Source organism: Acinetobacter sp. RG5, assembly GCF_031844265.1.
Lineage (GTDB): Bacteria > Pseudomonadota > Gammaproteobacteria > Pseudomonadales > Moraxellaceae > Acinetobacter.
Genome location: NZ_JAUZUV010000018.1, coordinates 25,629 through 51,708 on the forward strand (window position 1 = coordinate 25,629; position 26,080 = coordinate 51,708).

22 protein-coding genes are annotated in these 26,080 nt (G+C 42.8%); 10 read left to right on the top strand and 12 right to left on the bottom strand.

Annotation, left to right across the window (positions count from 1 at the left end; translation table 11 throughout):
• Positions 1 to 2: 2 nt before the first annotated feature.
• Genes yidD through rpmH form a run of 3 tightly spaced genes read right to left on the bottom strand, consistent with a single transcriptional unit; the run spans position 3 to position 889 of the window.
• Positions 3 to 323 (bottom strand): membrane protein insertion efficiency factor YidD, encoded by a 321-nt coding sequence (gene yidD / locus Q9R21_RS12675; RefSeq protein ID WP_004281931.1) that lies wholly within the window; start codon positions 321 to 323, stop codon positions 3 to 5.
• A 9-nt stretch (positions 324 to 332) separates the two neighbouring features.
• A complete protein-coding gene (gene rnpA, locus Q9R21_RS12680) occupies positions 333 to 725 on the bottom strand; it encodes a ribonuclease P protein component (protein WP_004281932.1) in 393 nt (130 codons plus the stop codon).
• A 29-nt stretch (positions 726 to 754) separates the two neighbouring features.
• Positions 755 to 889 carry a 50S ribosomal protein L34 gene (gene rpmH / locus Q9R21_RS12685; protein ID WP_000831329.1) on the bottom strand — a complete coding sequence of 45 codons (135 nt, stop codon included), beginning with the start codon at positions 887 to 889 and terminating at the stop codon, positions 755 to 757.
• A 660-nt stretch (positions 890 to 1,549) separates the two neighbouring features.
• Between rpmH and dnaA the strand changes: the two genes are divergently transcribed.
• The 4 genes from dnaA (at position 1,550) to gyrB (ending at position 7,820) form a co-directional block, all read left to right on the top strand.
• Positions 1,550 to 2,926 carry a chromosomal replication initiator protein DnaA gene (gene dnaA, locus Q9R21_RS12690; RefSeq protein WP_004281934.1) on the top strand — a complete coding sequence of 459 codons (1,377 nt, stop codon included), beginning with the start codon at positions 1,550 to 1,552 and terminating at the stop codon, positions 2,924 to 2,926.
• A gap of 109 nt (positions 2,927 to 3,035) precedes the next feature.
• A complete protein-coding gene (gene dnaN, locus Q9R21_RS12695) occupies positions 3,036 to 4,184 on the top strand; it encodes a DNA polymerase III subunit beta (RefSeq protein ID WP_311204623.1) in 1,149 nt (382 codons plus the stop codon).
• A 28-nt stretch (positions 4,185 to 4,212) separates the two neighbouring features.
• Positions 4,213 to 5,292, top strand: coding sequence for a DNA replication/repair protein RecF (gene recF / locus Q9R21_RS12700; protein ID WP_180039048.1), 1,080 nt, complete (start codon positions 4,213 to 4,215; stop codon positions 5,290 to 5,292).
• Between the two features lie 56 nt (positions 5,293 to 5,348).
• Positions 5,349 to 7,820, top strand: coding sequence for a DNA topoisomerase (ATP-hydrolyzing) subunit B (gene gyrB, locus Q9R21_RS12705; protein WP_191112706.1), 2,472 nt, complete (start codon positions 5,349 to 5,351; stop codon positions 7,818 to 7,820).
• Positions 7,821 to 8,964: 1,144 nt separating this feature from the next.
• Here the strand turns inward: gyrB and Q9R21_RS12710 are convergent.
• Positions 8,965 to 10,128 carry a zinc-dependent alcohol dehydrogenase gene (locus Q9R21_RS12710; protein ID WP_311204624.1) on the bottom strand — a complete coding sequence of 388 codons (1,164 nt, stop codon included), beginning with the start codon at positions 10,126 to 10,128 and terminating at the stop codon, positions 8,965 to 8,967.
• 341 nt (positions 10,129 to 10,469) lie between these two features.
• A complete protein-coding gene (locus Q9R21_RS12715; RefSeq protein ID WP_004281940.1) occupies positions 10,470 to 12,401 on the bottom strand; it encodes an ATP-binding cassette domain-containing protein in 1,932 nt (643 codons plus the stop codon).
• Between the two features lie 216 nt (positions 12,402 to 12,617).
• On the opposite strand from Q9R21_RS12715, the gene Q9R21_RS12720 reads away from it, so the two are divergent.
• The 4 genes from Q9R21_RS12720 (at position 12,618) to erpA (ending at position 16,546) form a co-directional block, all read left to right on the top strand.
• On the top strand, positions 12,618 to 13,622 hold the full coding sequence (locus Q9R21_RS12720) for a putative solute-binding protein (protein WP_311204625.1): 1,005 nt from the start codon (positions 12,618 to 12,620) through the stop codon (positions 13,620 to 13,622).
• 254 nt (positions 13,623 to 13,876) lie between these two features.
• A complete protein-coding gene (locus Q9R21_RS12725; RefSeq protein WP_311204626.1) occupies positions 13,877 to 14,887 on the top strand; it encodes a putative solute-binding protein in 1,011 nt (336 codons plus the stop codon).
• Between the two features lie 194 nt (positions 14,888 to 15,081).
• Positions 15,082 to 16,089, top strand: coding sequence for a putative solute-binding protein (locus tag Q9R21_RS12730; RefSeq protein WP_180039056.1), 1,008 nt, complete (start codon positions 15,082 to 15,084; stop codon positions 16,087 to 16,089).
• A gap of 121 nt (positions 16,090 to 16,210) precedes the next feature.
• On the top strand, positions 16,211 to 16,546 hold the full coding sequence (gene erpA, locus Q9R21_RS12735; RefSeq protein ID WP_004281944.1) for an iron-sulfur cluster insertion protein ErpA: 336 nt from the start codon (positions 16,211 to 16,213) through the stop codon (positions 16,544 to 16,546).
• Positions 16,547 to 16,602: 56 nt separating this feature from the next.
• Here erpA and Q9R21_RS12740 read toward each other — a convergent pair whose 3' ends face one another.
• The 6 genes from Q9R21_RS12740 to Q9R21_RS12765 form a co-directional block, all read right to left on the bottom strand.
• On the bottom strand, positions 16,603 to 16,980 hold the full coding sequence (locus Q9R21_RS12740; RefSeq protein WP_016806936.1) for a hypothetical protein: 378 nt from the start codon (positions 16,978 to 16,980) through the stop codon (positions 16,603 to 16,605).
• Between the two features lie 105 nt (positions 16,981 to 17,085).
• The gene (locus Q9R21_RS12745; protein ID WP_005094835.1) at positions 17,086 to 17,994 is read right to left on the bottom strand and encodes a matrixin family metalloprotease; all 909 of its coding nucleotides are present in this window, start codon (positions 17,992 to 17,994) and stop codon (positions 17,086 to 17,088) included.
• A gap of 70 nt (positions 17,995 to 18,064) precedes the next feature.
• Positions 18,065 to 18,895: an OXA-134 family carbapenem-hydrolyzing class D beta-lactamase gene (gene blaOXA / locus Q9R21_RS12750; protein ID WP_311204627.1), complete on the bottom strand. Its 831-nt coding sequence runs from the start codon at positions 18,893 to 18,895 to the stop codon at positions 18,065 to 18,067.
• Between the two features lie 146 nt (positions 18,896 to 19,041).
• Entirely contained in the window at positions 19,042 to 20,982 is a 1,941-nt protein-coding gene (dnaK, locus tag Q9R21_RS12755; RefSeq protein ID WP_004647118.1) for a molecular chaperone DnaK, read from the bottom strand.
• 118 nt (positions 20,983 to 21,100) lie between these two features.
• Positions 21,101 to 21,649: a nucleotide exchange factor GrpE gene (gene grpE, locus Q9R21_RS12760; RefSeq protein WP_004647116.1), complete on the bottom strand. Its 549-nt coding sequence runs from the start codon at positions 21,647 to 21,649 to the stop codon at positions 21,101 to 21,103.
• A 1,003-nt stretch (positions 21,650 to 22,652) separates the two neighbouring features.
• A complete protein-coding gene (locus tag Q9R21_RS12765; RefSeq protein WP_311204628.1) occupies positions 22,653 to 23,153 on the bottom strand; it encodes a hypothetical protein in 501 nt (166 codons plus the stop codon).
• 217 nt (positions 23,154 to 23,370) lie between these two features.
• Here Q9R21_RS12765 and Q9R21_RS12770 point away from each other — a divergent pair, with 217 nt between their 5' ends.
• Complete coding sequence (locus Q9R21_RS12770) at positions 23,371 to 24,441, top strand: alpha/beta hydrolase (protein WP_004728955.1); 1,071 nt, start codon at positions 23,371 to 23,373, stop codon at positions 24,439 to 24,441.
• A gap of 70 nt (positions 24,442 to 24,511) precedes the next feature.
• Here the strand turns inward: Q9R21_RS12770 and Q9R21_RS12775 are convergent, their stop codons facing one another.
• Positions 24,512 to 25,186, bottom strand: coding sequence for an acetoacetate decarboxylase family protein (locus Q9R21_RS12775; RefSeq protein WP_311204629.1), 675 nt, complete (start codon positions 25,184 to 25,186; stop codon positions 24,512 to 24,514).
• Between the two features lie 103 nt (positions 25,187 to 25,289).
• Here Q9R21_RS12775 and Q9R21_RS12780 point away from each other — a divergent pair, with 103 nt between their 5' ends.
• Positions 25,290 to 25,862: a peptidylprolyl isomerase gene (locus tag Q9R21_RS12780; RefSeq protein WP_114541702.1), complete on the top strand. Its 573-nt coding sequence runs from the start codon at positions 25,290 to 25,292 to the stop codon at positions 25,860 to 25,862.
• Positions 25,863 to 26,080: the final 218 nt, after the last annotated feature.

The following is a 26,080-nucleotide window of genomic DNA, read 5'->3' on the forward strand; positions in this document are numbered from 1 at the left end:
TATTACCCCAAGTGGTGAGAGTGATTTTGGTTCAATAAACGATCACGAAAGGGTACAGCAACGTGAAGCGTTTGAGAATCTATTTGCTGAAATGAAATAAAACGAATCGCTTTTGAGGGAACAGGATCATATCCCGAGCCCCCCCACGGATGACAACGGCAAATACGTTTAGTAGCCAGCCACACTCCACGCCCAGCGCCATGCATCTGGACTGCTTCCAAGGAATATTGAGAACAAGTTGGAATATAACGACAGCGCGGTCCAAGAAGAGGACTAATCGCAATCTGATAGAAACGGATCAACCAATGCAGTAAACGTACCATTGGCCAACTCTACTTTTGTGGGGAGGGGGCTATTTTTGAATGCTTTTTGGCGAGACGGTTCAGTTTCTGCCAGGCAAATTGTAATTGCTGGTGCAATTCTGCATTAGGCACTGCTTCAACACCCATTTTCGGCATGATTACAATGTCTAAGTCATCTAATTGCTGTTGATGCAGGCGAAAACTTTCGCGAGCAAGTCGTTTTACTCGATTTCTTTCGTGTGCACGTCGCACTTTCTTCTTGGCAACAACTAAACCCAAACGGCTATTTGGCAGTTCGGAATGTTTTGCAAGAAATAAGAAATGGGGTTGATGCACTTTAAAAAGCGCACCATCAAAGACACCTTTATAATCGGCAGCACAGCGTAATCGCAACTCTGTGCCAAAACTATAAAGTTTTGTCATAACACCCAAAATCGTCTTAGCGTAACTGATTAAACAGTTAAGCTATGACGACCTTTTGCACGACGGCGAGCTAATACTTGACGACCAGCTTTAGTAGCCATACGAGCACGGAAACCATGAACACGCTTACGCTTTAATTCAGACGGTTGGAATGTACGTTTCATATTGAAACTCCAAAAAATGATCTTTCTATGAAGGTCCGCGATTTTAGTGCTCATTGCTTGAGCTGTCAATGCAAAAGCGGTTTTCTTTTCAAATAAGATCAAAAAAGATAAAGCCTCTGGTTTTTCAGAGAACTGAATAAAAAATAGTTCAATTCAAGTTAATCACAAATTAAGTTATTGTTATATAAATATATATAAGTTATAAACAACTCTATCAACAAAGTTATCCACATGTTATCCAGAGTTTAAATTTAACTTACGGTTTTGAATTTAAATTTGAAGTTTTTTGAGTTATCCACAAAAACCAGTGATCTTATAAATAAATTCAAATTTATAAATTTAAATTTATTACTATTAGGGAGCACTTTTTCTATGGATAAGCCACTTTTTATTTATTTAAACATGAACTTATATTGTGGATAAAACTGTTTCTATTAATTTTATACTTTGTGGATAACTTTATGATATATTTTATCCACAGCTTGCGGATAAACTTATCCACACCGGGTTTTAAATTTAATTTTATGCATGGTGATTTCTTTTTGCACAGTTTTTGTGGAAATTGCCATGACAGATGTGGATAACTTGGTTAGAATGGCGACCCGCTTTTGGTCGCGGTCATCTTTTTTGAATGAACAATGGAATGAATAGGGGATTCACATGCTTTGGACGGACTGCTTAAATCGCCTGCGACAAGAGCTCTCTGGAAATGTCTTTACAATGTGGATTCGCCCATTGGTTGCAGAAGAGCTGGAAGACAGCTTGCGTTTGTATGCACCTAATCCTTACTGGACGCGTTACATTCAAGAACATCATCTGGAACTGATCACGATTCTGGCAGAGCAATTGTCTGAAGGACGGGTACGCAAGGTCGAAATTTTAGTGGATTCACGTCCAGGGGCGATTTTATCTGCCAGTGAACAACCGGCGACTACGACGGCGGCATTGACTTCGACACCGATGCCGGTGCCGAAACCGAAGAAAGAAAAAGAAGACAGCGGCAAAAATAGCCGTAGACGTCAGTTGAATCCATTGTTTACCTTCTCGTTGTTTGTAGAAGGTCGATCTAACCAGATGGCGGCAGAAACCTGTCGCAAGGTATTGACCCAGCTGGGGGCTTCACAGCACAACCCCTTATTTTTATATGGTCCGACGGGTCTGGGTAAAACCCATTTGATGCAGGCCGTGGGTAATGCATTGTTGCAGGCAAAACCGAATGCACGTGTCATGTACATGACCGCAGAAAGTTTTGTGCAGGACTTTGTCAGCTCGTTGCAACAGGGCAAAGTCGAAGAGTTTAAGAAAAATTGCCGTTCTCTGGATTTATTACTGGTCGATGATATTCACTTGCTGGCCGGTAAAGAGGCCAGTCTGGTCGAGTTTTTCTACACCTTTAACGCACTGCTGGATGAGTCCAAACAGATTATTCTGACTTCAGATCGTTATCCTAAAGAGCTAACCGAACTGGATCCACGTCTGGTTTCACGTTTTTCCTGGGGGTTGTCGGTCGGAGTTGAACCACCAGATATTGAAACCCGAATTGAAATTCTGCTGAAAAAAGCAGAAAGCAACCAGGTTGATTTACCACGTAACTGTGCGCTGTTTATTGCCCAGCAGGTGGTGGCTAACGTGCGTGAGCTGGAAGGTGCGCTGAACAAAGTGGTGGCGATTTCACGTTTTAAAGGCACACCAATTGATCTGGATGTGGTGCGTGAATCTTTAAAAGATGTGCTGGCGATTCGTGCCCGTACTATCAGTACTGAAAATATTCAGCGTGTCGTGAGTGAGTATTTCCGGATTCCGCTGAAAGAACTGGTCGGTCCAAAACGCACCCGGATTTATGCCCGCCCACGTCAACTGGCGATGGGGCTGGCACGTGAATTAACAGGCGACAGTTTTCCGGAAATTGGCATGGCTTTTGGCGGTCGTGATCACAGTACCGTGATGCATGCTTGCGAGAAAGTACAGAGTCTGCGTGAAGAAGATCCGATCTTTAACGAAGACTATAAAAACCTGCAACGTCTGTTGCAAAGTTGACCTAAATCGCTCAAATTCTATTCTTGCTATGCGGCTGCTTTTGCCGCATAGTAAACCGTCAAAAAAATCACTTTTTCTATATTAATCTTCAGCTTTAGAGGAATGCACCGTGCGTTTAAAAATCGCGAAAGAAAGCTTACTGAATGTTCTCTCACATGTCGTAGGAGCGGTTGAACGTCGCCATACCTTGAATATCTTGTCTAACCTGAAAATTCAGGTGACTGCGCAAGCATTGACCGTGACCGGTTCCGATCTGGAAGTTGAACTGGTGGCGAGTACAGCACTGGCTGAAGGTGCATGTTTGCAGGAAGGCGAGACCACAGTTCCTGCACGTAAGCTGATTGATATCTGTAAGTCACTTCCTTCAGCAGCATTGGTGGATTTGCATATCACTGAAGATCAGCGCTGCATCCTTAAATCAGGCAACAGCCGTTTTGTACTGGGGACATTGCCTGCTGATGATTATCCATTGCTGAACACTGAAAACACCCAAGGCACGCAAGTAACGGTGACACAGCGTGAGCTAAAACGCCTGTTCGAAAAAACTGCTTTTGCCATGGCGGTTCAGGATGTACGTTTTTACCTGACCGGTACCTTGCTGGAAATTGATGCCAATCAGCTACGTGCTGTGACCACCGATGGCCACCGTCTGGCACTGTGTGAAACAGCGGCACAATCCACTGCAGCACAACCGATTCAGGCGATTGTGCCACGTAAGGCCGTTGCAGAATTACAGCGCCTGCTCAGCGTTGAAGATGAGCAATTATCTCTATTGATTGGTCGTGAACTGCTCAATGTGACCATCAAGATGCCAAGCCGTGACAAGGAACAGGCGGATATTACCGTGCGTTTCACCACCAAGCTGATTGATGGTAAGTTCCCGGATTATCGCCGTGTGATTCCACGTGGTGGCGACAAAGTGGTGATGATCACACATGACGTGTTCAAGCAGTCTTTGCAACGTGTGGCGATTTTAAGTAATGAAAAGCTGCGTGGTGTGTTTCTAAACTTTAATGCCGATTCTTTGCAACTTCGCGCCAATAACCCGGAGCAGGATGAAGCGATTGAAGATCTGGCGATTCAATATGCTGATTCACCGCTAGAAATGTCATTTAATGCGCAGTATCTGATTGAAGTACTCGGTGTGCTTGATGGCGATGATGTGTCAATGACCATGACTGAAGCGAATCAGTCTGTCTTGGTACAAGACCCGGCGCATACGGATCAAACCTATGTCGTCATGCCGATGCGTGTTTAAGCCGCGGCTCTTGATATTTATATAAGACATGCATATTACGCGTTTACATATTGAGCGTGTGCGGAATTTAAAGACGGTTGCTCTCCAAGGATTGCAGCCGTTTAATGTTTTTTATGGCCAAAATGGTTCAGGTAAAACCTCGATTTTAGAGGCGATTCATTTACTTGCTGCTGGTCGTTCTTTCCGTACCCATATTCCCAAAAATTATATCCAGCATGGCGCACAGGATGCGATTGTGTTTGCACAATCTGCGACTGAAAAAATAGGCATGCAAAAAATGGCCAGCGGGGAACAGTTGATCAAGGTCAATGGCGATCTAGTGGCAACTCAGGGACAACTGGCCAAACTGTTACCCTTGCAACTGATTGATCCACAAAGTACCGATATCATCGATCATGGTGCCAAACCACGACGTCAATTGCTCGACTGGTTAATGTTCCACGTGGAACCAGAGTTTTATCATGCCTGGCAATATTATTCTCGTGCGCTGAAACAGCGAAATAGTCTGCTCAAAAGCAAACGCTTTCTCAGTCTGTCTGATCTGGAACCGTGGAACCAGATGCTGAGTGAATATGGTGAAATCCTGCACTCGCAACGTGTCGGGATTGTGGAACAATGGAAGCCATTTTTTGAAGATGATCTGAAACAGTTATTACCTGAATTGCAAGTCAGTCTGGAATACAGTCCGGGCTTTCATAGTGAAACCGGCCTGCTAAATGATCTGACCAACCAGCATGAAAAAGACTGTGAGCGACGCTATACCGAATATGGCCCACATCGCGCAGATTTGCGTTTAAAGACCCCGATGGGGGATGCTGATGTGATCCTGTCGCGCGGGCAGAAAAAGCTGCTGATGATCGCACTAAAACTGTCGCAAATCGCAATGCTACATTCTTGTAATAAGGAAACTGTGGTATTATTAGATGATGTGACAGCAGAATTAGATTTAACCGCACAACAACGTTTAATTGAGCGATTGAGCCAACTTGGTAGTCAAGTTTTTATTACCACCTTAGACCATGAATCAGTACAAAAGCACTTACATGATTTGTCTATCTCATATCAGTTATTCAGTGTTGAAAACGGTACAGTTCAAGTTGTGCAATAATATTTTTTGAGTTTTACCCATCTTTGGATAGACCTATTTTTCACTAGGGAGAAACCATGAGTTCAGAAGATCAAGCTGCTTCTCAAACAGAACAAACCATTGAAAAGGCTTATGATTCCTCTAGCATCAAGGTATTACGTGGTTTAGACGCAGTCCGTAAGCGTCCGGGCATGTACATTGGTGATACAGACGATGGTACAGGCCTGCACCACATGGTGTTTGAAGTAGTCGACAACTCGATTGATGAAGCCTTGGCAGGCCACTGTGATGAAATTATAGTGACGATCCATGAAGATGAATCGGTTTCAGTTTCTGATAATGGTCGTGGTATTCCGACCGACATTCACCCTGAAGAAGGCGTGTCTGCAGCAGAAGTAATTTTAACCATTCTGCATGCCGGTGGTAAGTTCGACGACAACAGTTATAAAGTCTCTGGCGGTCTGCATGGCGTTGGTGTTTCGGTGGTCAATGCGCTGTCTGAAAAACTGCTATTAAATATTAGCCGTGCGGGCAAAACTTATGAACAGGAATACCGTCATGGTGATCCTGTTTATAAATTACGTGAAACAGGTACAACTGATAAATCGGGTACAACAGTACGTTTCTACCCAAGTGCTGAAACCTTTAGTCAAACCATTTTCAATGTTGATATTTTAGCGCGTCGTTTACGTGAATTGTCATTCTTAAACGCGGGTGTACGTATTGTCCTGCGTGATGAACGCGTCAATCTTGAGAATGTCTATGACTACGAAGGTGGTTTATCTGAGTTCGTTAAATACATTAACGAAGGCAAAACTCACCTGAATGATATTTTTCATTTCACTGCTGCACAGGCCGACAACGGTATTACGGTAGAAGTCGCATTACAGTGGAATGATTCTTATCAGGAAAATGTACGTTGCTTTACCAATAACATCCCGCAAAAGGATGGTGGTACGCATCTGGCCGGTTTCCGTGCTGCGTTGACCCGTGGTTTAAATAACTACATGGACAGCGAAAATATCCTGAAAAAGGAAAAAGTAGCGGTATCGGGTGATGATGCGCGTGAAGGCCTGACTGCCATCGTGTCAGTCAAAGTACCTGATCCGAAATTCTCTTCACAGACTAAAGAAAAACTGGTATCGAGTGAAGTAAAAACCGCTGTCGAACAGGCCATGAACAAGGCATTTTCTGAATATTTATTGGAAAATCCACAAGCAGCCAAGGCCATTGCCGGCAAGATCATTGATGCAGCACGTGCGCGTGATGCAGCGCGTAAAGCACGCGAAATGACACGCCGTAAGAGTGCGCTGGATATTGCCGGTCTTCCAGGTAAACTGGCTGATTGTCAGGAAAAAGATCCAGCTTTGTCTGAACTGTACCTGGTCGAGGGTGACTCTGCAGGTGGTTCGGCCAAGCAAGGTCGTAACCGTAAAATGCAGGCGATTTTACCGCTGAAAGGTAAGATCCTGAACGTGGAACGTGCCCGTTTTGACCGCATGATTTCCTCTGCTGAAGTCGGTACGCTGATTACCGCATTGGGCTGTGGTATTGGTCGTGAAGAATATAATCCGGACAAACTGCGTTATCACAAAATCATTATCATGACCGATGCTGACGTGGATGGTTCGCATATCCGTACCTTACTGTTGACGTTCTTCTTCCGTCAAATGCCGGAACTTGTGGAACGTGGTCATATTTATATCGCACAGCCACCATTATATAAGCTGAAAAAAGGTAAGCAGGAACAGTACATCAAGGACAATGATGCACTGGAAACTTACCTAATTTCGAATGCGATTGATGAGCTGGAACTGCATATCAGTGCAGAAGCGCCTGCGATTCGTGGTGAAGCACTGGCGAATGTGATTGCTGATTATCAGACTTCCCAGAAGAGCTTGGCACGTTTGACCCAGCGTTATCCTGCGAGTCTGCTTGATGCACTACTTTCACTGGAAGGTTTTAAGCTGGATCAGCTGGAAGACAAAACCTATGTGGAAATATGGGGTGAGAATCTGCGTGCAGCGATTGAAGCCATTCAGCCAACATTACGTCCAGAATTGACCCTGGAGCGTTTTGAAAAAGAACTGGCAGATGGTCAAAAAACTGCAAGCTGGTTGCCACGTATCACGATCTATGTACATAACTTGCCACATAGCTACCTGTTAGACTCAGTACTGTTAGGTTCAAGTGAATATGCACGTTTATTAAAGAATTCAAAGAGCTGGTTTAGTCTGCTTGAAGATGGTGCATATTTGCAAAAAGGCGATCGCAAGATTCAGGTCAGCAATTTCCATCAGGTTTGGCAACATATCTTGCAGGACTCACGTCGTGGCATGATGATCCAGCGCTATAAAGGTCTGGGCGAGATGAATGCGGAACAGTTATGGGAAACCACCATGGATCCAGACAACCGTAACATGCTGCAAGTGACAGTTACCGATGCGATTGAAGCGGATCGTATGTTCTCTTGCTTGATGGGCGATGACGTAGAACCACGTCGTGCTTTCATTGAAGAAAATGCCTTGAATGCAGATATTGATGCATAACCCTTCAGGATAAAATCAGATATAAAAAAGCGCCTTTCGAGGCGCTTTTTTTAGACCAATTTTTTTACTCATATCCTGTGAGCTAGGCAAAATAAAGTAATTTTGGACAGATTTTTGGATATAGAACAGGTTCATTTTAGTTTTTAAAAGCCAAGTTGAATAAGCTGGATCGACTCTAAGGAAGGGTTTATGTATACATCATCAGCTCAGGAGAATACCTGAAATATGGAGTGAATCTGTCGTTATAACGACAATCAGGATTGATTCTTTGAAGAATAATATTTGAACAGGAAAGAGAGGTAGAAGGACGCTCTTTATACGATGAAGAGTATATATGCAGTCCAGAATGCTGGGTGAAAACTGCATAGGTCAAAGTGGCATTAGAGGAATATAAATGCAATAAAACTGATCAAATATTCAGTTTGGATTTGGCTGAAAATAATAAATACTCCCCCATGTAGAAAAACTAAGTTCTCAATCACTTATAAAAAATTTGGTGTAATAAATTAAAGAATACGTGAGTGATATTGCTTTAAGTGTGTAGTAATTCTGATCAAATATGTGGATAACTCTGAAGTTATCCATAATTTTTATGTGAATAAGATAATATTTTTCCACAAACTTTAATCCATGTATTAATTCTTCATTTTAAATCCAAATTTAAACTCTCTTGTCTTGTGGGTAAGTGTTTTTAAATTTAAAATGGCATTTTAAATTTAAAAGGGATTTGGCGAGATATCGCTAGTATGACCAGACGATTCCTTGGATTGGTTTTAAAATAAAAAAATTATTATAAATTAAATACTTATAAATATGGTGTAGTTTATCTAATCATTGGCGTGGAACATATTTTTAATTAAAAATAAAGGTGTAGTTAAACTACATAATTGATTTAATAATCAAGTGAACTTTCATTTTTATTTCAGAATCATACTTTTATCGATTTTCGCTTAACTTTTTCTTTTTCTCTCTTATGGCTTATTTTTTGATTTCATTATTGAAAATCGGGCACTTCTTTTATTACTCGATAGAAAAGAGGGAGGGAATCGCTGAAATGATATTGATTAGGAACAAGAAAAAGAGGATTGATAAAATGACGATGAAAAATAAAAAAGCGCCTGACGGCGCTTTTTTTTAATCATATTTATGGTGTTAAAATGACTTTACGGCAGTCTTCTTCCTTTTTATCAAAAATACGGTAACCTTCCGCAGCATCTTCCAGTTTCATGCGATGGGTAATAATCAGATCTGGAGACAGATCTCCATTTTCAATATGTTCTAGCAACTGCGGCAAGTAGTTATGCACATGGGTTTGTCCCATTTTAAAGGTTAAACCTTTGTCAAAGGCATCACCAAACAGGAAGCCGTGAATTGGACCAGCATAAACTCCAGGTACACTCACTACACCGCCGCGGCGGACCGCTGCAATACATTGTCTTAGCGCTGAACCACTCGAACCTTCTAATTTCAGGTTGGTCATTACGGTTTCCAGCATGCTGCCTTTGGCTTCAAAACCGACCGCATCAATGACGGCATCGACTCCACGATAACCTGTGGTGTTTTGAATGATAAATTCAGCAGCATCGACTTCATCAAAATTGACAGGAATTACCCCATAGGTTTGATGTGCGAAACGCAGACGGTAAGGATGGTGATCGACCATAAAGATCTGCTCGGCACCGAGCATCCGCGCGCAGGCAGCAGCCAGCAGACCGACCGGACCGGCACCATAAATCGCCACACTGGAACCTCGACCAACTTGGGCATTGTTTACTGCTTGCCACGCGGTTGGCACAATATCGGTCAGGAATAATACTTTTTCATCAGGCAGGGAACCTGGTACTTTAAATGGTCCGACATTGCCTTTGGGGATCCGTACATATTCAGCCTGACCACCCGGTATACCACCATACAGATGGCTAAAGCCAAATAAAGCTGCCCCTGGTGGGATCTGTTTTTTGTTGAGAATTGCACCACGACCGGTATTGGTATTTTCACAGGCAGCCATGAGTTCATGTTCACAGAAAAAACAGTGACCGCATGCAATCACAAAGGGAATAATCACCCGGTCACCTTTTTTGACTTCGGTTACTTCTGGGCCGACTTCTTCTACAATTCCCATAAATTCATGGCCGAAAATATCACCGTCTTCAGTGGCCGGAATTTTCCCCCGGTATAAATGCAGATCTGAGCCACAGATGGCGGTGGCTGTCACCCTTAAAATAACGTCATCTGGTTCCTGAATCACTGGATCTGGAACGGATTCAACTCGTACATCCCGAGCACCATGATAGGTAAGAGCACGCATGCGGATTTCCTCTCTCTAGTTCAACATTAAACAGACTCGTAGCAAGGCTGCCAAAAATTAAAAAACACTTGTATTAGAGCCTTAGGATGAAACAGCACGCTGTAAATTAATGTATGAAATAAGGCATCCAACTGTTTAAAAAATAAACTTATATAGGGTTTGTGTAATTCATGACCTTATGTGTCGAATGAATAGAAAAAAACAGAATTAAAGAAACATCTAGACGTAGATGAAAAAATACAGGGGGGAAAATGGAAGAGAAAACATTAAAAATAGTGAATAAAAAAGAGATGAACAACGTTGGTCATTCATCTCTTATCTTAAATCTTACTAAAAGAGCTTTAGAACGTCTGTTCCAGACTTTCCAGTTCCATCATCAGTTCTAGCATTTGCTCTTCGGCTGTTTCCAGTTTGGCTTTTAGCTCGGTTTGCTCATTCATCAGTTTCAGCAAATCATTTTTACGTGATGCTTCGTATAAAGCACTGTCACCCAGCAGGTTTTCAATTTCAATCAGTCGCGGCTGTAGTTTGGCCATCTGTGCTTCGCATTTTTCAATATTCTTGCGAATCGGACGACTTAGTTCCCGCTGGCGAGCAGCTTCCTTACGTTGTGCTTCCTTGTCCAGTTTGGAAATAGTCGGTTTGACTTCGACTTGGGATTTCACCGGTTCTGCTGGCTTTTGCCCATTTTTAATCATCTCAATACGGGCTTGGCGTAACCAGTCAGCATAGGCAGTAAGATCACCATCAAACTCACGGCATTGACCATTATGTACCAGTAGCAGTTCATCACAGACGCTGGCGATGAGCTGACGTTCATGCGAAACTAGAACTACCGCGCCCTGAAAATCTTGTAAAGCCATAGTCAGTGCATGACGCATATCCAGGTCTAAATGGTTGGTCGGCTCATCCAGAATCAGTACATTCGGACGCTGCCAAACAATCAGTGCTAGGGCCAAACGTGCACGTTCACCGCCTGAGAAGCTTTCGCTTGGCGTATCCATACGTTCGCCACTAAAACCGAAACTACCCAAGAAGGAGCGTAGACTGGCTTCACTGATTTTTTTATCTGCGATACGTGCCAGCTGTAACATTGGGCTGGCATTACCATCCAGTGCATCCATTTGATGCTGGGCAAAATAACCAATATTCAGTAATTCTGAATCTTTCCGCAGACCCTGAATCAGTTTCAGGTCACCGACCAGCGATTTAATCAGCGTGGATTTACCGGCACCATTCATCCCAAGCAAACCGATCCGGCTGTTTGGCGTGATCTGTAAATTTACATTGGTGACAATCAGCTTGTCGCCATAACCAATATCGGCATGTTCCAGTTGCAATAACGGCGAACTCATTTTGGTCGGTTCACGGAAACTGAAGGTAAATGGCGTATCGACATGGGCTGCAGATAGTTCCTGCATTCGTTCCAGCTGTTTGATCCGGCTCTGTGCCTGTTTGGCTTTGGTCGCTTGCGCTTTAAAACGGTCAATATATTTTTGCAGATGCGCGCGGGTTTCCAGCTGCTTTTCATACGCCTGTTGCTGCTGTGCCAGACGTTCACTACGGGTACGCTCGAAAGTCGAGTAGTTGCCGGTATATAAAATCAGTTCCTGATTTTCGATATGTAAAATGTGATCGGTAATCGCATCGAGGAAATCCCGGTCATGCGAAATCAGCACCAGCGTACCTTCATAAGCCTTGAGCCAGTCTTCTAGCCAGAGAATCGCATCCAGGTCCAGATGGTTGGTCGGTTCATCGAGGAGTAGTAAATCTGAACGGCTCATCAAGGTACGCGCCAGATTCAGACGCATACGCCAGCCACCGGAAAAACTTGAAACATCCAGCTGTGATTGATGTTCAAAGAAGCCCAGACCCGCCATCAGCTGCGAGGCTTTGGCAGGAGCCGAATAACCTGAAATTTCATCAAAACGGCCATATAAATGTGCCAGTTCTGCATCATCCAGTTGATCCGGCTGATCGAGTTTTTGCTGAATATCCCAGTATTCTTCATCGCCCGACAATACGAAATCAATGGCTTTCATATTCAGTGCTTTGATTTCCTGAGCCATATGCGCCACGGTCCATACCGCAGGTCGGGTCAGCGAACCGGTGTCCGATTCCATGCCGCCCAGCAAGGCTGAAAACAGGGTTGATTTTCCAGCACCATTGACACCGGTTAGGCCAATTTTCCATCCTGGGTGTAACTGCATCGACGCTTTTTGAAATAAAACACGTCCACCGCGACGTATAGATAACTGGTCTAACTGAATCATTGAGAAATCAAAGCTAAGAAATAAGATGCGCCTATTCTAAAGGAAAGCCCTGTGAAAATGAAAAATCTTACCGATTTTGCTGAAATGAATCAGTTTTCATCTCTGTCAATTGATTTGGGATAGACGCATAAGTTGAGTAAAAGCTCTATTTTATGCATGAACAGTGGTTTATAGTTCAGGCTGATCGAGTAAAAAATACCATAGAGTCAAATAAAAATGAAAAAGGGATGTTTAATTTTGTCGGCACTGGGTCTTTTGGTGTCGACTTCAACTCAAGCCAGAGTGAATGTCTGTGTTTTTGATTTGCTGGGAAAATCTGGTGAATCTTATAAGCTGCTGGAGGAATGGGCGCTGGCAGCAAAAGGCTGGGGTGCCGAAATTCAGCTAAGCGCTTATCAGGATGAAGCCAAGGTCGATCAGGACGTCAAAGCCGGAAAATGTGATGCCTTCTATATGACCTCAATGCGTGCCCGGGCTTATAACAAATTTGCTGGATCGATTGATGCAATTGGCGGCGTGCCGAATAATGACATTGCCATGAAAGCCATCAGCTATGTACTGGATAAACGCAATAGCAAACGCCTGATCACCCAGATTGGCAAAGAAAAATTCGAAGTGGCGGGTATTGGTCAGATTGGCCCAGCCTATATTTTTGTTCGTGATCGTACTCTAAATAAACTGGAACAGGTCAAAGGCAAGAAATTTGCCGTGCTGCATTATGACTATGCGCAAAAAATCATGGTCGACCGGATTGAAGCAGTACCGGTCATGTCGGAAATTTCCAATTTTATTCGCAAGTTTAATCAGGGCGAAGTGGATATTGTCGCTGCACCGGCTTATGCATTTAAACCGCTAGAATTACAGAAAGGACTAGGCCGTCAAGGCGCAATGATTAATTTTCCGGTGATTAATGTCACTGCTGATCTGATTATTCGTCAGGAAAAGTTCCCGGCAAGCTTTGCCGCACAATCCCGAAACTGGTTTGTGAAACAGTTACCGCGCAGCTTTGCCATGGTCAAGCGCATGGAAGCTGAGATTCCAAGCAAATATATTCTGAATCTAAGCCGTGAAGATCGTGTGGCCTACCAAAAGATTCTGCGTGATGGGCGGATCGATTTAACCAAACAGGGGATTTATGATCAGGGCATGATGAACGTATTGAAACGCGCGCGTTGTACGGTAGAAAGAACCAATTTTGAATGTTCGATTGGTGGCGAATAAATCTGAAATCATGTATATCTTTGTAACTATATCTGGGTAAATGTAATTATAAGAAAGCAGTTTTAAATATTAAGATATTGATATTTAAATATATATTTAAAAATAACTTAGGCAATTATTGCTGATTTATCTTTATAGGCCAAAATGCCGGTTTTAAATGGAGTAAATGCTCTATTTTTTTTAATTAAACTTGCTTAATATTTGTCCCGTGTACGGACACTCAGCGAATAACAAGATTTCAAAGGATAACTACAATGAAAAAAACACTCTTATCATTGGCTGCATTCTCTGCATTTGGTTTTGCAAGTACGGCGCATGCAGAAAAAGTCGATATCTGTGTGTTTGACTTACTTGGTAAATCCGGTGAGTCTTTCCAGATGGCGCAAGAATGGGCACTGGCTGCAAAAGGCTGGGGCGCAGAAATTAATCTGATTGCCCGTCAGGATGAAGCGGTTGCCGACAATGACTTCAAGGCCGGTAAATGTGATGGCGTGTTTATGACCGCCATGCGTGCCCGTCAATACAATAAATTTGCCGGTTCTATTGATGCACTGGGTGGTGCACCAAGTAATGCCATTGCCCAGCGTGCGATCAGTTTTGCTCTCGACAAACGTAATGCAGCGAAAATGGTCAGTAATATGGGCAGCAAAAAATATGAAATTGCCGGTATTTCCCCGCTGGGTTCGGCATTTATTTTCGTGCGTGATAAGAATATCAATTCGATTGAAAAAGCCGCAGGGAAGAAATTCGCCGTACTCGGCTATGACGATGCCCAGAAAATTATGGTTCAGCGCGTCGGTGCGCAGGCAGTGATCTCCGATGTTTCCAACTTTGTCGCCAAATTTAATAATGGTCAGGTGGATATGGTCGGTGCGCCTGCTTATGCCTACAAGCCATTAGAAATCTATAAAGGTCTGGGTAATAACGGCGCAATGTTTAATTTCCCGGTACTGCATGTGACTTCTGATTTTGTGATTCGTCCGGAAAAGTTCCCCGCAGGTTTTGGACAGAAATCGCGTGACTGGTTTATCAAAAACCTGCCAAAGAGCATGGCCATGATCAAACGTCTGGAAGCCGGTATTCCGTCGAAATATAAAATGAACCTGAACGTTGAAGATAAAACCAAGTATCAGAAAATGTTACGTGATGGCCGGATGGACATGACCAAACGTGGAATCTATGATGCCAGCATGATGTCGGTCTTAAAACGTGCCCGTTGTTCTGTCGATAAGGCCAACTTTGAATGTTCAATGGCTGGCGAATAATCTGATTTTTAAAGCAAAAAGCTTAGAGTGATCTAGGCTTTTTTTATGGCTGAACCAGGTCAGATCTGCCATTGTGCAGCGAATAAAATAGCTTAAGCTTAATCTAAATATTAAATTCGAATGTTTCATATAAAAAACAATCACATGTGACTAAAACTTCAATAACAAAAACAAGCGATAAGGAAATGAGGATGATGCATAGAGGATGGAAAGTACTGGCATTGGCTACAGCGACACTGGCTGTTTCAGGTCTGGCGCAAGCCAAACAGGTGATTTGCGTATTTGATCTGGTCGGTAAAAACGGTGATGTCTATAGTGTGATGAAAGACTATCAGTTGGCGGCCAAAAACTGGGGGGCAGATATCGAATTGCGGGTGAATACCAATGAAGCCGTGGTCGCAGAAGATTTTAAAGCCGGAAAATGTGACGGGATCAGTGTCACTGGTATGCGTGGCCGTCAATTTAACAAGTTTACCGGATCGCTGGATGCAATCGGGGCTATCACCGATCTGAATCTGGCGGTTAAAGTCATGCAGGGCCTGGCCAGTCCCACCTTCGCCAAACAAATGCTGCAAGGTAAATATGAAATTGTTGGAGTGATTCCGGTAGGTGATGCTTTTCTGTTAGTGAACGACCGCAGTATTAATACCGTTGCCAAAGCAGCCGGCAAGAAAATTGCGGTACTAAGCCATGACGAAGCACAAAAAATCATGGTACAGCAGGTTGGTGCACAAGCAGTGAGTGCCGAAATCAGCAATTTTGCCAGTATGTTTAACAATGGTCAGGTGGATATTATCGGTGCACCAGCTGCAGCATTTAAGCCTTTAGAATTACATAAAGGTTTGGGTAACAAAGGTGCGATTGTGAATTATCCGGTATTGCAGGTCACAGGCAATATCATTATCCGTCCAGATAAATTCCCGGCAGGATACGGGCAAAAATCACGTGAATGGGTCAAGAGCCAGTTACCACGTGCCTTTGGTATTTTGGGTAAAATGAAAGTAGATATTCCATCGAAATACTGGATGGATATTCCTGCGGCAGATAAACCAGGTTATCAGAAAATGATGCGGGATTCCCGAATTGACCTGACCAAACGCGGCGTTTATGACAAACGCATGATGAAATTGCTGTGGCAATTCCGCTGCAAACAGAATCCGACAAATTTTGAATGTGCCTTACAGGATGAGAACTACAAATAATCCTGATAAAATTACTCTGATTTGACTTTTAATCTGTAGAGACTGACCATATATTGAGTGTGCTATACTTAAATATGGTCTTTTCTTTTTAAAGACATTCCATTCAACAGAGGAATCCGCCATGAATGCCCAAGCGCTTGTGCTCACCGACAATGCCGCAAATAAAGTACGCCAGTTGCGTGACAGTGAAGGTAACCAAGACTTAATGCTCCGTGTCTATGTGACCGGTGGCGGCTGTTCAGGTTTCTCTTATGGCTTTAACTTTGCAGAAAGCCAGAATGAAGATGATGCAGAATTCGCCAATGGCGATGTTAAAGTCCTGGTCGATTCACTGAGTTATCAGTATCTGGTTGGTTCGGTAGTAGATTATTTAGAAGGTCTGGAAGGTTCACGTTTCGTGGTACAAAACCCGAATGCAACTACGACCTGTGGTTGTGGATCTTCATTCTCGATCTAAATCCATGCACAAAAAAGTCCTCTCAATGAGGACTTTTTTTATATCTGGAAGAACGTTTAGCTATCCAGTTTTACCGCTTCAAGCAGGTCAAAGATCACGGTAGTGACATCCTGACTCAACTCGCGGTTATTAAAAATTTCATAGGCGCTAATGGTAATGTCGGTATCGCTTGGCAACAGACGCTGTTCTTCTTCGATCAGGTCATTGATCGGCAATAAGGTCTGTTTGATTTCCAGATGCAGAATATCTTTATATTCCAGATTTTCATCGTCGAGTTCAATCAGTTGTTCATTGAAATAAGGCAGCAAAATCGAATGAAGATAGGGTTGGATGTCCTCGATATCAAAGATCTCGATATCACGGGTTTCATCAATCGTACTAATGTGGTCATTTACTTCAATTAAAATATGGTAGTAACTCACACGAATCTCCAAAGATGGCCTGAACAATGTAGCCAATCACAATAACATGAAATCAGAATAGAGTGTTTTTTATAATACTTATACACTTAAATTAATTAGGGAATTCAAGCTGATCACTTAACGGTTATAAAGCAAGGTCTTGTCTGCAGGTCGCAGCTGGAAGTGTTGCAGATTCTGTTTACCCAGCACCGGATACATCAGTGCTTCCGGGTCATTATGGTGATACAGCCCCAAGGCATGTCCGAGTTCATGTGCCAGAGTCAGACGGAGATCATCTTCTGCATCAAACTGATAGACATGAATTTGATCACCCATAAACACGCCTTTATGAAATTCGCGGGCAGGGAAACGCTGTTGGGCTTGAATGATATTCTGCTGATGGTTTTGCAGACCATGTTGATGCATGGAAACATTCATATTAAAGGAACTTTGCTGTTCCTGAAGGTACTGAAGTTCCCGTTGAAAACTTTCCGATTTGCGCTGTAAAGCCAAAACCTCATATTCAATCTGCTCATGTTCATAAGCAGATAAATTTGGCTGACGGCGTCGTTGCTGTAAGGCCTGAAATTCACTATTCATCTGATCTCTTTGCTGGATCAGGCGTTGCTGCTGACTTTCCAGATGCTGATGGGATGCTTCCAGATTTTTGACCTGACGTTGATACTTGGCGTCATCTGCCAGCAACTGTTTTTCGACTTTCTTCAAGGCATCATAGTCTTGCTGGCGTTGATCATAGATCAGGTGAATACTCAGCCTGGCATTTTCATCATAGACCATCAAATCATCACGATTGCTTCCCTGATGCCAGATTTCGATCGCTTCCTTGCTCAGTTGAATGACTTGATCTTTACTTAGTCCAAAGCCTGAATCGACCTGATCAATTCGGAAACGTAAGCGTGTATCGAAAGGATGCGTCAAGCGATCAGCCAGCGAGTTATAGCGCAGTTGAGGATGGGTTTGGGCCTGCATATGTAGATAGGCAGACATGATCAATCCCACTACGAGCAGACAGAGCAGAAGACGCATATTTTTTATTTAAATGTCTATTTTTTAAAAATATAGCTTAATTTTAATGCCTTTCCCATGCTTATTTGCATCATCCTTCAGCTTTTGGATAAAGCCCTAATTCGGCCAAAGCCTGCTGCAAAATTTCAAGGCGGATTGCCGGATCTATACCATTTTGCATCTGCATATTGAGTGAAAATGCCACGATTTCAGCCTGCGGTGTTTCAACCCAGCCGGTGAGCCAGCCGACTTGCGGTTCCACATCCATGCCCCAACCGGATTTGACATATAGTCGATAAGCTTTCCGCTCCTGTAAAAATAACATGGCTTTGACTTGTTGCTGGACTTGAGGATCAAAGGCCAGTTGCTCTCGGGCCAACGCAGAAACAAATTGGACTTCCTGTTTTGGAGTAACTTTCAAAGGGCCTACCAACCAGAAGTTATCGACCTGTTGACCAATCTGCTGATTACCAAATTGGATGCGTTGTACTTCCTGTTGCATCAGTTCAAGGCCAATACGACGCGCCAGTTCCTGATAGACGGGTACAGCAGAAGCTTGCATGGCTTGGCCGAGAGTCATGTCTTTTTCCCAGGCTGAAAAACTACGTTTCTTACCATCCCATTTAAAAATTTCATTGGTTGTGGCTTTGCCATGTTGCAGGCCAATCAGGGCATTGAGCATTTTAAAAGTAGAGGCGGGAACATATTCGGTATCTGCACGGCTTAAATCATTGCCATAGACCTGTATCTGTTGACCACGCTGAATCACTAAAACGCCAGAGCTTTGCGCCTGATCAAATAATTGGGCAATGGCTTGAGTCGATTGAGTCGAAGTGATATGAGATGGGGAAGATGAAACGGGTAAGGTACACGCCGTCAGGCTCAAGCAATTAAGTAAAGGCAGAAAAATCAGAGTTTTCATGGGTTCAGGGTATTTTAATGTTTGATTTAACTTAAACAGCTTTTCCTGAAAATACGATCAAATTTTGGTAATTTTTATTTTATTCTTTTAAGTCGAGACATAAAAAAACCGCGCTTTCGCGCGGTTTTTTCAGTTAAAGCGACAAATTATTTTTTGTCATCTTTCACTTCAGTGAACTCAGCATCTACAACGCCGTCGTCCGCTTTTTGAGATTGACCTTCGCCGCCTTGGAATGCATTCGGGTCAAAACCTTGCGCACCACCTTGGCCTTGAGCAGCTTCATATGCACGTTGTGTAATTGGCATGATGATATTTTGCAGCGCTTCAGTTTTCGCTTTGATTTCTTCAACGTCATTTTCTTTAGTTGCAGCTTCAAGCTCAGAAACCGCCGTTTCAACAGCAGTTTTTTCGTCAGCTGTTACTTGTTCACCAAGATCTTTCACTGCTTTTTGTGAAGAAGCAACTAAAGCATCCGCTTCGTTGCGTGCTTTTGCAAGCTCTTCAAATTTACGGTCTTCTTCAGCATTCGCTTCAGCATCTTTGATCATTGCTTCGATTTCAGCATCAGACAAACCTGAGTTTGCTTTAATCTGGATCGATTGCTCTTTACCAGTGCTCTTGTCTTTCGCAGATACTTTCAAGATACCATCAGCATTGATGTCGAAAGATACTTCAATTTGTGGCACACCACGTGGCGCAGGTGGGATGTCGCCTAACTGGAAGTTACCCAACAATTTGTTTTGCTGCGCCATTTTACGTTCACCTTGGTAAACTGAAATGTCTACAGCAGGCTGGTTGTCCGCAGCGGTTGAGAACACTTGAGATTTCTTCGCAGGAATCGTGGTGTTTTTCTCGATGATTGCAGTCAACACGCCGCCCATGGTTTCAATACCAAGTGTCAACGGAGTTACGTCAAGTAGAAGTACGTCAGTTTTGTCACCTGAAAGTACCGCACCTTGAATCGCAGCACCCATGGCTACTGCTTCGTCAGGGTTTACGTCTTTACGTGGCTCTTTACCGAAGAACTCTTGAACCTTTTGTTGAACCATTGGCATACGAGACTGACCACCTACCAGGATCACGTCAGAGATGTCAGAAGTCGAAAGACCTGCATCTTTAAGCGCAATACGGCAAGGTTCAATGGTACGCGCAACCAGGTCAGCAACCAGACCTTCAAGTTTTGCACGTGTTACGTTGATCACTAAGTGTTTAGGACCAGTCGCATCAGCAGTGATGTATGGAAGGTTGATTTCAGTTGCATTTGAAGAAGAAAGCTCGATTTTCGCTTTCTCCGCAGCTTCTTTTAAACGCTGTAACGCCAGTGGATCTTGTTTCAGGTTAAAGTTTTGTTCTTTCTTGAACTCTTCAACCAGGAACTCGATTAACGCGTTATCGAAGTCTTCACCACCTAGGAACGTATCACCGTTAGTCGACAATACTTCGATTTGCTGGTCACCATCAAGGTCAGCAATTTCAATGATTGAAACGTCGAAAGTACCACCACCCAAGTCGTAAACCGCGATTTTACGGTCGCCTTCTTTCTTGTCCATACCGAACGCAAGTGCCGCAGCAGTTGGCTCGTTGATGATACGTTTAACTTCTAAACCTGCAATTTTACCTGCATCTTTAGTTGCTTGACGTTGTGCATCGTTGAAGTAAGCAGGAACAGTAATAACAGCTTCAGTTACGGTTTCGCCCAGGTAATCTTCAGCAGTTTTCTTCATCTTTTTCAAGATTTCAGCAGAAACCTGTTGTGGCGCCAATTTTTTGTCGTTGACATCAACCCAAGCATCACCGTTGTCTGCTTTGATGATTTTGTAAGGAACCAGACCGATATCTTTTTGTACCGCTTGGTCTTCATAACGACGACCGATCAAACGTTTGATCGCGAACAATGTATTTTTCGGATTCGTTACTGCTTGACGCTTTGCAGATTGACCTACCAGAATTTCGCCATCTTTATAGGCAATAATAGATGGAGTGGTACGCGCGCCTTCAGCGTTTTCGATTACTTTAACTTTGTCGCCTTCAAGTACTGCAACACATGAGTTTGTAGTACCTAAGTCAATACCAATGATTTTAGCCATTTGGATGTTTCCTCTAAAATTTTTTTGTGATTTACACTTGTTATCCGATATGAGAGCCGTTCGATTTTTTTCAAGTAAAATTTTTGAAAAATTTCACAAACTCCCGAATTTATTTGGCTTAAGCGCCGACCATCACCATGGCAGGACGCAATAAGCGACTGTTAAGCGTGTAGCCTTTTTGCAAAACAGTCCCAATTTCATTTGCTTTGGCATTTGGATCAATCCCGACTGCCTGATGCAGATCCGCATTGAAACCGTTGTTGGTATCCACTGCCACAACCCCAAATTTCTCCAAGGTATGCAATAAAGATTTAAGGGTCAGTTCAACACCTTCACGCAATGGTGTTTGCTCTTCACCTGCAGCCACAATGGCACGTTCCAGATTGTCGACTGTTTCTAGAAGCTCTTTAGAGAACTTTTCCAGAACTGTATCTTTATGCTTTTCAGATTCACGCTGAATACGTTCAACACTCTTTTGTGCTTCATAAACTGCATTGGCGGTACGGGCTTTTTCTAACTTTAAATCACCTTCAAGCTGCGCAATCTGCTCTTGTAAAGACTCAACGGAAACTTCAGCCTGCTCGGTTTCAGCTTGAGTTTGCGCTGTATCTTGTTCCGCTTGCTCTTGCTCAAGTTGTTGAGCTTGCTCGTTTTGCTCAGTCGCCATTGATTTACTCCGTTTAAATGGGTTCTTAAACATGTACAGTCCTTAGGCCTCAGTGTTCACTGCGTTTATGCTGAACTGCCATGGTTGTGAAGTTCTTGATTACCTAAAGAAATCGGGGCAGGGTGTAAAAATTCAAGCGTCGACCCAGATTAAATTTAAGATTTATACAAAATACTGAATCCAGCGGATAGCAGAACAAGCTATTCAGAACACAACAGCAGGATAGGATGAGAATAAAATACACGGACATCAGCAGCGATGAATCCGAATTTTGAACTGAATAGATTTAATTAGCGACTAAATCTAAGAATTAAGTATTTGAAAATAAATATAAAAAATGAATAATCGTATTTTTGAATCAAATTAATAATTTTAATCCGTTTTAAGTATTGGTAAAAAAATTGCATCATACTTCTATTAACAGCGACCTTGTTCAGAGGAGAGAGCCGAACCGGGTTGCTGTTGCCCTATTTTAGAGTTGCTTTTTTCAAGCTGAGTATCCCCAAAACTCAGCTTTTTTTTGCCTATTTATTTATTAGACATAAAAACGATTAATATCTAAGCAATAAAGTCTTTCACAATAGATGAACTTTTGATTAATATTTATTCTAGATTCTATCGCTGTAGTTTCTTCTTATTTTGAAATGTGTTTTCGTGGCTTATCCTGTTCTCTAGATAAGCCTTTTTTTGTCCAGAATTTACCTTTTTTGAATTTGTTGGAATCAGTCGTCTCTATTTTAGCGGTTTGTAAGATAAAACTTACAGCTTGGATAGTGAATGTCCGCTTCATGAGAGCAAGTTGATTCGATAGGATAATTTATATAGAGAATAGGATGTTCTGGTTGAATTGCTGAGAAGCATAAGCAAAGTGGAAGTTCGTTTAACATAACCCTCTGCAAAGGCCCTAAAGAAATTTTCTTTAGGGCCTTTGTCTATCTGGCAGCTATCTTTTTCCATTTAAAAAGCCCAGTCTGGGCTTTTAATACAGAAAATGATTCAAGTCTTAATCGCGACGATCGCGTGAACGTTGTTCTTGATGACGTCGGTTGTCATTCCAGCGTTGATTAGAACGATTTTGCTGGACTTTTTTACTGCGTTGATCTGTTACACGTTTACGCTCCAGATCCTGACGACGTTTACGTTCTGCCTCTGTCTGTTTTTGCCGTTGCGTCATGATATTTTTACGTTGCTGTTCATGGCGCTGTCGTTCCAGTTGGCTTTTACGTCGATCCAGCTCTAACTGTCTTTTACGATCCTGCTCCCAATTGCGATGTTGTAATTCCTGTTTACGTCGATCCAGTTCAATGCGTTTGCGTTGCTGTTCATATTCCCAACGTTGCCGCTCATAGCGACGATCTTGTTCATAACGCCGGTCCAGTTCATAGCGACGGTCATAACGCTGATCATAGCGGCCATCATAATAGCCACCATCTTCAGGAAATGCGACGCAGCCTACAGCTAAAAATGCAGTCGCCAAAGACAGAGCTATAATTTTGCTAGCCATAGGCATCCTCCCGATTTGTAATAAAAAATATACTTAAGCTCGCAAAAGTACGTCAAAAATAACCTTTAAACGGTCAATGACATCTTTTATAAATGAGGGTAACGTATCGAGTAGAAGCTATATGTACATTGATATTAAGACTTATATAAGAATATGGTCACTGAAACGCTAATCGTGTAGAAACTATGAAGAATTAAGAGAATAAGGACTAAAAATAATGACTGTGAATCCTCCGGTTCTGAAAAGTGTGATGGAAAAGGGACAAGGGACGGCAGCGCGTATGCTGGACCGCTTACCTGGCATTGCACAGGAAGCATTAGTTAAGGCTCTGGATTATCCTCATGTTTATCCTGATTTAGATCCATTGGTTAAATGCCTGATGGCCATCCAGATAAAACAGGGGCATAGCAGTTTTATCAGTGAGGATCTGGCTCATTCGCGCACATTGTTTGATGCACGCATGAAAGCGATCGCGGCTAAACCAACTACTGTCAAAGTCATCGAAGAGCTGCGCCTGCCTTTGCAAAGTGGCAGCATCTTTGCCCGGCATTATCATCCAGCTCCACAAAAGAAGTTGCCGATGGTGATTTTTTATCATGGCGGTGCATTTATGGTGGGCGGTCTGGACAGCCATGATGAATTCTGTCGCTTGCTGGCAGTACATGCCAAAGTGCAGGTGCTAAGCGTGGCTTATCCGCTGACGCCAGAATTTAGCCCCTTGCAGATGGTACAGGTTTGTGAAGATGCCTTGGCTTGGGCACATCAGCATAGTAAGCAACTAAAAATCTATAAAAATCGTATTGCCGTAGCAGGGGACAGTGCGGGCGGAAATCTGGCTACTGTGGTGGCACAGCGCAGTGCAGGTAAATCTTATGCCGCACGAGCACAGCTTTTGCTTTATCCGGCGGTCGACTTTAAAAGTCGCCATCCTTCTTTTTATGCCTATAAAGATGGACTGGTACTTTCGGAACAGGATATTGATCTGGTGACCTTAATGTATGCCCAAACCCATCAGATTGAACTGGATGATCCGCTGATTTCACCCACCTATGGTGAATTGCAAAACTTGCCGCCAAGTTATGTGATTACTGCACGTCATGATGTCCTGCATGATGAAGGTTCAATCTATGCACATAAACTACGTCAGAATGGCGTGAGTGTTCATTATCATGAATATACCGATCAGGCACATGGTTTTATTAACCTGACGCCGATCTCCCGCCGTGCCAAAAAATATGTGATTGAGATCAGCAAAAATTTCCGCAAATTTTGGGACAAAAATAGTTAAATCCAAGGCTTGAATGTAAAAAGGTGTTTCTCATGAAACACCTTTTTTGTAGATAGGTTTTTATCAGTTCTTATACTTTGCTGCTGATCTGCGCTTCAGGAAAGATCAGATTGAATTTGGGGACATAAAAGCTTTGCAGCAATTTGGCTTTGGAAAAATCTGGAAATATATTCTCGGCATTTTGCCATTCTACTTGCGAGAGTTTGGAGAGGTGACCGCGGAACTGTGGACTAAACTGAAAACGCTGACCTTTCCAGGCTTGCTGAATCTTCAGCATAGATGCTGGAATATGATGACTATTAATATAGAACTGGCGTGCGGATTTGGTTTTCTTCAGCCGAATCGTCATATGCTGGTTCTGATGCTGAATTTGACACAGTACTTCCTGATCCTTTTCCTGCCATTCAAACTGCGCATGTTCTTTGGGAATGCCCCATAAATGCTGACCGTATACCACAGACTCATGGGTAGACACATAAATTTTAGGAATTGAGCTGAGGCGTCGTTTACTAATTAAAGGATGATCCAGAATCAGTAACTCATCATAAGGGCCAATCGGCGAAGCGTGATAACGCACCAATAAGACTTGGACCATACGACCCAGCGGAGAAGGCGCAATACGGAACTGTTTTGCTTGCTCAATAAAGCTTGGGGTCAGCCAATAATTTAAAATAAAACCCTCACCCTGCAAATGCCAAGGTGGAAACTGGTGGATATTTTGCTCCTGTAATAATGCATGCTTCATTCTTATTCTCTTGTCTTTAGTCGGCAGGTCACTGCATTATGAGTTATAAAAGATTAATATATAGTCATTCACAACCATTACTTCTAAGTAGATGAGTTAATAAATGTTAAAGAAATCATTATGTGTCATCGCACTTGCTGCGGTCAGTCTGCCAAGCTTTGCTGAAAATACGATTATTGAGATGAAGACTTCATCTGGAAATATTGAAATTGAACTCTTCAATGACAAAGCACCAATCTCGGCAAAGAACTTCGAAAGCTATGTAAAGAGCAACTTCTATAAGGATACGATTTTTCACCGCGTCATTCCAGGTTTTATGGTGCAGGGTGGTGGCTTTGATGTGAACATGCAGGAAAAAGCCAATACCAAAGCACCCATTAAAAACGAATCATCGAATGGTCTGCAAAATAAACGCGGTACTTTAGCCATGGCGCGTACCAATCAGCCAGATTCTGCCCGAGCACAATTTTTTGTGAACCTGGTCGATAATGATTTCCTGGATCGTTCTGCTAGAAATGCCGGCTATGCGGTATTTGGTAAGGTCATTAAAGGCATGGATATCGTCGATCAGATTGCTAAAGTACCGACCCGAAACTATGGAATGCATCAAAATGTGCCGGTGAACCCTGTAAAAATCACCAGTGTGACGATTAAAGCACCAGTCGTGAAAAACTAGACATAGAATAAAGCAGAAATATTTAATTTATATTTCTGTTTTAAAAATATGTACTTATGTAATGAATTGTATGGAATTGAACCAATTTGGTGCATAAAAATAAAACACTCGTGATTCATGTGCGTTAAAAGCGCTTGCACGTGTAAGAAATTGCCCTATAATGAGCACATACCGACGAGATAGACGGAAACGAACGAAGCAGAATGGCGGAGTTGTTA